Genomic DNA, 9594 nt, shown 5'->3' with positions numbered 1-9594 from the left:
GCGGCGATGCGGTTCTCCACTCTCGATCTGGCGATCGTCGGCGTCTATTTCGTGTTCATCTTCGGCCTCGCACAATGGCTGTCGCGCGATCGCGGCGAGGGACCAAAGACCTCCACCGATTATTTCCTGGCATCGAAGAAGCTGCCCTGGTGGGCGATCGGCACCAGCCTGATCGCGGCAAATATCTCGGCCGAGCAGATCGTCGGCATGTCGGGATCGGGCTATGCGATCGGTCTGGCCATCGCGTCCTATGAATGGATGGCGGCGCTGACGCTACTGGTGGTCGGCAAGTTCTTCCTGCCGATCTTCCTGAAGAACGGCATCCACACGATGCCGCAATTCCTGGAGCAGCGTTACGGTCCGTCGATCCGTACGCTGATGGCGGTGTTCTGGGTCGGACTGTACGTCTTCGTCAACCTGACCAGCATCATCTGGCTGGGATCGATTGCCGTGTCGCAGGTTTCGAGCCTTGACCAGGATGTCGCGCTCTATGGCCTCGCCGCCTTTGCGCTCCTTTACCAGTTGCGCGGCGGTCTGAAGGCGGTGGCGCTCACCGATGTCGTCCAGGTCACGCTGCTGGTGTTCGGCGGCTTGACGATCAGCGCCATGACGCTGTCGCAGATCGGCGAGGGCAGCATCCTCGCGGGCGCGGGGCGGCTGATGCGAGCGGCGCCGGGGCACTTCGAGATGATCCTTCATTCCGACAATCCCTTCTACCGCGACCTGCCGGGGATCAGCGTAATCGTCGGCGGCATGTGGATCGCGAACCTCGCCTATTGGGGTTTCAATCAGTACATCATCCAACGCGCACTTGCCGCGAGATCGCTGGCAGAGGCGCAGAAGGGCGTGATGCTCGCGGCCTATCTCAAGCTGCTGATGCCGTTCATCATCGTGCTGCCTGGTATCGCGGCGGTAGTGCTCGCGCCGGGGCTGGACAAGCCCGATCAGGCGTATCCGACGATGATGCGGCTACTGCCGCCGGGCCTCCTCGGGCTCGTCTTCGCCGCGCTGACCGCCGCGATCATCGCGTCGGCGGCATCAAAGATCAACGCGATCGGCACCATCGTCGCGCTCGATCTGTTCGGCCGCCGGCGCGCCCGCCCGGATGCGGTTACTGGAGCCTCGTCTGCGCATCAGGGCACCGCCGCGGAAGATCGGCGACTTGTGCTGGCCGGGCGTGTGACCGCCGTCATCGCCACGCTCGTCGCGGCGGCGACCGCACGGCCGTTGCTTGGCGGAGCGGACCAGGCGTTCCAGTTCATCCAGGAATATACCGGCTTCTTCACGCCGGGTATCACCGTGATTTTTCTGCTCGGCCTGTTCTGGCGGCGCGCGAGCGAGGCGGGGGCGCTGGTCGGTGCGGTGGGGTCGCTTCTGCTATCGATCATGCTCGCTCGGATCTGGCCTTCCCTGCCGTTCATGGACCGCTGGCTCGTCGTCTTCGTGCTGGCGCTTGGCGCGACGGTCGCTGTATCGCTGATCGTTCCCCAGCGCCGTGCGATTACGGTCGACGTCGAGAACGTCTCCTACGCGTCGGCCCGATCGTTCAATGTCGGCAGTGCCGGCGTGATCCTGATCCTGATCGCTCTTTATGCGGCATTCTGGTGATTCAGCCGACAACCAGTGGAGGCCTTGGTATGCCTTTGACCATCGGGGGGAAGCGGGGCAATGCCCGGGCTCTGGTGCACATTCTGCTGTTGGCCGCAGCGTTCATCGCCTGGCCGACGAGTGGGACGAGGGCGCAGCGGCCGAATAAGGCCGAGATCGCCGACGTCGTCGTCAGTCCGGCTTCGGAAGGCGTACCGATCAGCCGGAATATCTATGGTCAGTTCTCAGAGCATCTTGGCCACGGCGTCTACGGCGGCCTGTGGGTGGGGCCGGACTCGTCCATTCCGAACACCCGCGGCTTCCGTAACGATGTGGTCTCGGCGTTACGGGCCTTGGAAGTGCCGCTGCTGCGCTGGCCGGGCGGCTGTTTCGCCGATAAATATGACTGGCGCGACGGCATCGGTCCGCGCAAGCGGCGGCCCAACCGGGTGAATACCGCTTGGGGCGACGTTCCCGAGACAAACGCCGTGGGCACCCATGAGTTCATGGACTTGCTCGATCAACTCGGCGGCACGTCGGCCTACATAGCCGGGAACATCGGCTCGCTCACCCCCACCGACATGGCGCGCTGGATGGAGTATATGACCGCCGTCGGTGGCTCGACCCTCGCGAAGGAACGGGGTAAGAACGGCAGCAGGGTGCCGTTCCGCGTCGCCTTTTTCGGCGTCGGCAACGAAAGCTGGGGGTGCGGCGGCAACATGACCGCCGAAAAGGCGGCGGCGACCACACGGCGTTACGCTGCCTTCTTCGCCACCGCGCCCGGTACCCGCACGATCCGTGTCGCGGCCGGCCCCAATGTCGATGACTACCACTTTACCGAAGTGATGATGCGTGACGCCGGGGCGCGGTATTTCGATGCCTTAAGCCTGCATCACTACACCTTTGCCGGTACCTGGGAGCGAAAGGGGTCAGCGATCGGGTTCAGCGAGGCCGAGTGGGGCTCCGCCTTGCGAAATGCACGCCGCATGGAAGAGCTGGTGACGCGTCACAGTGCGATCATGGACCGGTACGATCAAGAGCAGCGTGTCATGCTTGCCGTCGACGAATGGGGGAGCTGGTTGGACACGCCGCCCGGGAAGGATCCAAATCTGTATTCGTGGCAGAACACATTGCGTGATGCGCTAGTAGCGGCAATCACGCTCAACGTCTTTCATCGGCACAGCGATCGCGTTCGTATGGCCACCATCGCTCAGATGGTCAATGTCGATCAGGCCATGATCCACACGGATGGCCCGCGCATGTTCCGGACGCCAACCTACTGGGTGTTCGACCTCTACAAACCATTCCGCGGCGCGACACCGCTAGCGTCGGTTACCGGGGGGCCAAGGTATCGTGTCGGCGCCATTACGTTGCCGGCGGTCGACGCCTCGGTAGCTCGCGCCGAGGACGGGATAATCTGGATTTCCCTGGTGAACCTGGATCCGACGCGAGCGCGCAATGTGCGGCTGACGATACCTGGCATGTCGTCGCCGTGCGCATTGGTCGGCCACATCCTTACCGCCGAAGCGATGGATCAGCATAACGATTTTGACGAGCCAGATCGCCTAGTGCCCGCCAGATTTTCAGCGACGCTGACGACCGGCGGCATCGTAAGCTTGCCGGCTAAATCAATCGTCGTCGGAAGGTTGTCGCTTAGTGGGTCCTAAGGCCGGGCTGCCGGTGCTGTCGGTCGCGGACGTTTCAAGCTTTGCAGCTTGGCGTTGAGGGGACGATTGCCGCGGGAGCCTGGCTGCGGTTCGCAAGAAGGCTACGATGGGCTCCTTCGACGCTAATGCACCTGTGGCGCTCGCCGGGTTAAGAAGGGCCATGCCTTGCCCGCGCAAGCCAGCAGTCCGTTCCGCTACTTCAACTCGTCGCCCGGGATGGTCCGGCCGTGGTGCTGCTCTACGTGTGCTTTCCGCTGTCGAGGCAGAACGTGGAGGACCTGCTGTTCGAACGCGGGATCGACATCTGCCATGGAATCGGTCAGGCTGTGGAGAAGCAGGTTTGGTCCGCTACTCGCGGGCGAGGTGCGGCGCCAGCGGGTGAGCAAATGCGCGGCCTTTGCAAATGGCGCTGCACCTGGATGACATGTACGTGCCTCTGAACGGCAATCTGGCCTACCTGTGGCGCGTGGTGGATGACGAGGGCGAGGTCCTCGAAAGCTACGTCACCAGAACGCGCGACAAGAAGTCAGCGCTCGCTTTGATGAAGAAGGCGTTTAAGCGCCACGGCTCGCCTAAGGCGATCACCACCGAAGGTCTGCGCTTCTACGGTGCGGCGCTGATCGGACTCGGCAGCCGCGAGAAGCAGCGGGTGAGGCGCTGGGCCAGACGAAACGTGAACGAACGACTGCTTTCGAGCAGGGCAGATAAAGCCGTGAACGTCCGTGTGTAGACGCCCCACCGGATACAAGGGGGTGTTCGGAAGATTTGATCGCGCGGGTTCAGGTGCTTCCGTATGTCCGGCCTGTTATGCAGCCATCATCACGGCTGCTGGCCTGTATTGATATCGCGGACCGGGTCCAGACCGAGGTTGCGCCCTCGAAGCGCTCGGACATTCTACTGGTTTTCCCGATCCCGTCTTCTGACCGTTGCGCCATACCCCTCTACTGACCTTCCCTGCGTCCCTGACGCCTCAAGCCTTGGCGGCTACGCCGCTGCGGCCAGCGCTTTGTAGGATCCGCCGTGGGCCATCAGCGCCCAGACGATCCTCGCCATTTTGTTCGCGAGCGCAACGGTGATCAGCATGCGTGGCTTGCGAGCTAGCACGCCGGCCAGCCATGCACCGGCTTTATCAGGATTGCGCGCCGCGACCTTCGTCACTGAGCTCGCGCCGATGATCAGAAGCCTGCGCAAGCTACGCTCTCCTATCTTCATTGTCCGCCCGAGGCGATCCTTGCCGCCGCTGGAGTGCTGTCGGGGTACCAGCCCGAGCCAGGCGGCGAAGTCGCGCCCCCGACGGAAGGTGTTGGCAGCGGGCGCCAGCGCCACCGGGGCGGTCGCTATCACCGGGCCGACGCCGGGGATCGTCATCAGCCGCTTCGCCACGGGAATCAGCGTTCGCACGGCTCGCAATCTCGCGGTCGATCAGGGCAATCTGCATCGGCAGCGCTTCTAGCCCTTGCGCAATCACGACCAGCACGGGTCGCGCCTGAGCCGGGATGTCGGAGGTGGGGTAGCCTACCACCTTGATCAGCTTGCCGACGTGCCCAACACCCTGACGCACGATGCAGCCGAACTCGGTGAGGTGGCCGCGCAGGGCGTTGATCAACTGGGTACGTTGACGCACGAGAAGGTCGCGGGTCCGGAACACCACCGCCGATGCCTGCGCCTCCGCGCTCTTGCCTTGGACGAACCGCATCGTCGGGCGCTGTGCCGCCTCGCAGATCACCTCCGCATCAGCCATGTCGTTCTTCCGCCGTTTGAAGAACGGCTTCACGTACGTCGGCGGGATCAGCTTAGTGTCGTGCCTCAATGCGGCGATATCGCGCGTCTAGTAATGAGCGCTTGCGCACGCCTCCAACGCCACCACGCATCGCGGCAATGTCGAGAAGAACGCCAAGACCTCGTCACGTTGCAGCTTTTGCGGATTATGACCGCGCCGCTCACACCCGCGCCGTGATCTTCGAAAACCGACTTGGCCAGATCGATGCCGACTGTGCTAACCTTGCTCATGCACGCCTCCTGCAGTGATACTTCAACACCTCCACTCTAGCACATCGATGCCGTCAGGGCGCGTCCACCCCAACGAAGTTGGGAGGCCGACAGGCGGCCCGGAGTGACCGGAGATGAGTCCTCGGCACGAGAGAGTAGGAGGTCGCACGCGCCCACTGATACCGGTTGGCACTCCTGACGCTACCAAGCTCGAGGTACTCCGCCGACTCTCTTGGCAGCGGCGGCCTCAACCTCGTTTAATTCCGCTTGCGTTAGCACGCCGGCGCTAAGCACCTTGCGCATCAGCTCGTCTAGCAGCGCGGCGAGGAAGTGGACTTCGGCGCGCTCTGACTCAGTGTCTTCACCGTCTGCGTTCACCTGCATGCCGCGGCTCCCTCAATCGTTGAATGGGATCCAGGCATGACCTGGCAGCGTAGGGCACGCAAGAGGCGCGAACAGATGACGGCAGGCTCATGTCCGAACGCGACTGAGGCGCCACGCGTGACCGCACCTGGGTCTCACCAACAGAAAGTTTAGAGCTCCAAAAAACACACAGTAAATCGGAGGGGGGCGATCAGATCGCTGGACAGCGGATTTCCCGCCTCGCTAGACCCAAAGAATGACTATTATGACCTCCGAGCCAAGCGCGCATGCGCCCGACACCATTGCGCTCGCCGCGGAATTGACAGCGGCCTGGCTCACCAATCCACACACGCGTGCAAGCTCGGCCGAGGTACTCGCCTTCCTGAAGTCGATGCATGAGGCTGTGGAGGGTTTGTCGAGCCGCACTTCGGTCGCAGACGCCACGTCGGCGGAGGAGCATATCCCGGCGGTTTCGGCCCGCAAGTCGCTCGCTGATCCGGATCGGATCATCAGCATGATAGACGGCAAGCCGTACGCCAGCTTGAAGCGGCATCTCGCGAGCCACGGGCTCACGCCTGCTGAGTATCGCGAGCGCTTCAAGCTCAAGTCAAATTATCCGATGGTGGCACCGGGCTACAGTGAGCGGCGCCGCTCACATGCGAAGCAGATCGGACTGGGGCGAAAGGCTGCGACCTTGGTGGAGAGCGCCGGTGCTGCCATCGAACAGGTGGCCGAGAAGATCGTCGGCAAAGCGGAGAAGGGCGGCAAAGAGGCGCTTGGCGCCGCGCGCAAGACGCTGGGTATCCGCACCTAAGCTCGCTGAGCAAGGCGCCTTAGCGACTTAGCAGCCGGTTGAACGACACGCCGTCTGGTTAAACGTGGGTCCTCGAAAAGGTCGCGGATGGCTCGGCGCCGGAACCTGTTCCACCAACGTTGCCAGCGGTGCTCCGCAGCATCGTGAACTTGGTGACAACGCTGGCAGAGCGCAGCCAGGTTGGAGCGGGCATTGTTGCCGAGATCGTGGTCGAGATGGGCGCAGGCCAGCACGACCTTGATCGATCGCACAGACGAGAGTGCGAGATAGCCTAAGAGCGGAACTCGTCTTCCCAGATGCGATCGCCAGCACCCGGCGTCCGCGTCCCACCACCTACCATCTCCTAGGTGGATGATCCTGCGCAGGTGAGGGCGGCTACAGTGATCGCACCGCGAGCGTGCGCGTTTGAAGCGTACCGCTGCCGACAGCTGCTCCCAGTCAATGGGGTAGAGCCAGCGGTTCTCGGGACGTATCGACATTCCGATTCTATGAGTCAGCGAGCGCGAGAACAAAAGGGAAAAGTGACGCTATGACGGAAGAGCAGCTGGCGGTGGTTGCCGCTGTTGTTAGCCGGGCACCTGACTGGATCCGCCGGGATTTTTCATCCACCAACCCGGCCTTGCGGCAAAGGGCTGAGGAAGCGCTCGCCGCTATGCTCGCGGCAGCAATACGGGGCGTTTAGTGGGCAAGGAAAGGCGGGCGTGAGGCGGGCGGGCGTACGACGACGATAGACATGAACAAGCGGCTGGAGTTGGGAAGCGGTGAGGGCGCGGGAAACGGCCGTTTCTGGGTCCTCGCCACGAGCGGAGAGGGGACCGGGAGCGCTCAAAGGTAGCCTTTTCCGGCGCGGAGCGTCACGACTCGCCGCCGCGGGCGGGAAGGGAGACGTGTTCGTTGATTACGAAGCCTCGCGACGAGGCATCATCCACCGCGATACATCGGTCGTCGGCAGCGACATGCGGTGCTACGCTTCCGCTGTCACTCCGCTAGGTGAGGCATGTACAGCGATGCTGGTGTGGCTTGTTCTACAAGCGGCTGTCGTAGGTCCTGTGCTAGATCAACGGAAGCCGCCCGTGCGTCCCTGCGCGAGTGCCCCCGCTGCGGGTGAGGTGGTGGTTTGTGGCCGTGCCGTCGACCAAGAGACATTTCGGCTCCGCGCACTGCCGGAACGCTACGATCAGAACCCAGCGGCCCTGCCAAAAGCTGAGACCTCGATCCTGGGCGGCCGGGCGAAGCTTGCTGCGGAGGCTGAGCAGGCTGGCGTAGGCGGCTTTGTCAGCAACCGAAGCATGGTGCGCCTTAAGATCCCTCTAGGGAAGTAGTGAGCGCGCAACTTGAGGGTGGCAGTCGATCTTTACCATGCGCGCTCGGCGACCCCAAAAGCGGCTGGAGCGCAAGCCTCTACGGTTCAGGGCTTCTTCGGCAGGAGCAGGTCAATTACCTGCTTGATCGGGTCGAGCGGGCCGGGGAGCGGCTTCTTGGCGGCATCGTCCGCCGCCTTCTGCGCCGCCTTGGCGGCGTCGTCGGCTGCCTTCTGGGCGTCCTTCGCCGCTTTCTCCTGCTCCTTGGCGGCGTCGGCCGCGGCCTTGGCGGCCTGATCGGCAGCTTCCTTGAGCGCCTTCTCCTGCTCCTTCGCGGCCTTGTCGGCGTCCTTCGCCACCTTTTCGGCGTCCTTGGCGGCTTTGTCGGCTTCGGCCTTGGCGGCCTGGTCGGCCGCTTTCTGCGCCTGGTCCGCGGCCTTGGCCGCCTCCTGCGCCGCCTTCTGCACGGCGGCGTCGGTCAGCGCCTTGGCGGCGTCGCGCGCCGCCTTGTCACCCGCGGCTCGCACCGCCGCCGCGGCAGCGTTGCTCGCGCCCTGTGACGCCGCCTGCGCGGCTGCCTGGGCCTGCGCGGCCTGTGCCTGTGCCGCCGCGGCGGCCTGCGCCGCGGCCGCGCTCGCGGCCGGATCAGCACTCTGCTGCGCCTCGGCCGCTGCCTGCGCCGCCGCGGCGGCCTGACGCGCCGCCTCCGCTGCCTGCGCCATCGTCGCGGCATTGGCCTCAGCCTGCGCCTGCGCGGCGCTTGCCGCTGCCGCCTCCGCCGCCGCCCGCGCCTGTGCCTCCGCCTCGGCCGCCTGGCTCGCCGCGAGCTGCTGCTGCGCCGCGAGCGCGTCCTGCGCGGCCTTGGCGCTCTGCTCGGCCTGCGCCATCGCCGCGGCACGCGCGGCCGCGGCCTGCTCCTGCTCGGCACTCGCCTGCGCCGCGGCCAGTGACGAGGCCGCGGCCGCTGCCTGCGTTGCCTGAATCTGTTGTGCCGTGGCGGCCGCCATCTGCTCGGCTGCCGCCTTCGCCGCGGCCGCCGCGGCCGCCTGCGTCGCGCTCTTCTCGGCCGCGGCGCTGGCAACGGCCTGCTCGCTGCGCGCCGCCGCGATCTCGGCGGCCATCTCGACCGCCTTGACCGTCGTGGTCGACGCCTCGGTCGCGGTGCGGGTCGCGCTCGCCACGGCGGCGAGCGCCGCGCTGGCGCCGCCCGCGGCCGCGGTGGTACCCTGGACGAGCCCCCCGGTGGTGTCCGCCAGCGCCACCGGCGCGGCATAGACCGTCTCGCTCACCGCGACGACCGTCGGCGCATCCGCCGCCGGCGCGACGCTCGCCACCGCCGGCTCCGCCGTGATGGCGGGGGCGGCGGCGAGCGCCGTCGGCGCCGCCGCCTCGGTCGCGGCGGGAGTCGACTCGGGCGCGGCGGCGGTCTCGACCGCGACCGGCAGCGCCGGCACCGGCGCCTCCTTCGGCCGCGCCGGCGACTCGATCACGCGGCGCACGCCGTCGCGCTCGATCGCCATGCGAAAGCGGTCGTCCGCGCCGACCTGCGCGACGGCGCCCGGGGTGAGCAGGTCGTGCGCGCCGCCGTCGCTGGTGGCGACCTCGACTGCGCCCTCGATCACCTGCAGCGCGCTGCCGGCGCCGCCGACGCTGACGCTGAAGGTCGTCCCCTTCACCACCGCGGCGAGGTACGGCGTCTGCACCTCGAAGTGCGGCGTCATCTTCTTCTTGATCATGAAGACGACATTGCCGAACTCCTCGACGATCCGCGTCATCCCCTTGGCCTCGGTCGCGGCGGGCAGCGTCAGCCGCGAGCCCGGCGCGACCAGCATGAACTCGGTGCCGCGCACCAGCACCGCGCGCGCGCCCTTGG

General features: G+C 65.6%; 5 protein-coding genes and 1 pseudogene. 4 read left to right on the top strand and 2 right to left on the bottom strand.

The window, feature by feature from the left end:
• Positions 1-6 precede the first annotated feature (6 nt).
• The 3 genes from KZ820_RS17325 (at position 7) to KZ820_RS17315 (ending at position 3984) form a co-directional block, all read left to right on the top strand.
• A complete protein-coding gene (locus KZ820_RS17325) occupies positions 7-1608 on the top strand; it encodes a sodium:solute symporter family transporter (RefSeq protein WP_219750016.1) in 1602 nt (533 codons plus the stop codon).
• A 29-nt stretch (positions 1609-1637) separates the two neighbouring features.
• Positions 1638-3254 (top strand): alpha-N-arabinofuranosidase, encoded by a 1617-nt coding sequence (locus tag KZ820_RS17320; RefSeq protein WP_219750014.1) that lies wholly within the window; start codon positions 1638-1640, stop codon positions 3252-3254.
• A 403-nt stretch (positions 3255-3657) separates the two neighbouring features.
• Positions 3658-3984: a DDE-type integrase/transposase/recombinase gene (locus KZ820_RS17315; protein ID WP_219750012.1), complete on the top strand. Its 327-nt coding sequence runs from the start codon at positions 3658-3660 to the stop codon at positions 3982-3984.
• Positions 3985-4238: 254 nt separating this feature from the next.
• Here KZ820_RS17315 and KZ820_RS17310 read toward each other — a convergent pair.
• A pseudogene (locus tag KZ820_RS17310) lies at positions 4239-5264 on the bottom strand (IS110 family RNA-guided transposase).
• Between the two features lie 598 nt (positions 5265-5862).
• On the opposite strand from KZ820_RS17310, the gene KZ820_RS17305 reads away from it, so the two are divergent.
• A complete protein-coding gene (locus tag KZ820_RS17305) occupies positions 5863-6420 on the top strand; it encodes a Ros/MucR family transcriptional regulator (RefSeq protein WP_373369037.1) in 558 nt (185 codons plus the stop codon).
• Positions 6421-7828: 1408 nt separating this feature from the next.
• Here the strand turns inward: KZ820_RS17305 and KZ820_RS17300 are convergent.
• On the bottom strand, positions 7829-9594 hold a 1766-nt coding region (locus KZ820_RS17300; protein WP_219750010.1), incomplete at its 5' end, for a FecR family protein.

The organism is Sphingomonas citri (genome assembly GCF_019429485.1).
GTDB lineage: Bacteria > Pseudomonadota > Alphaproteobacteria > Sphingomonadales > Sphingomonadaceae > Sphingomonas > Sphingomonas citri.
Note: the sequence above shows the minus strand (reverse complement) of the source record. Positions and strands in the feature narration are given on the sequence as shown.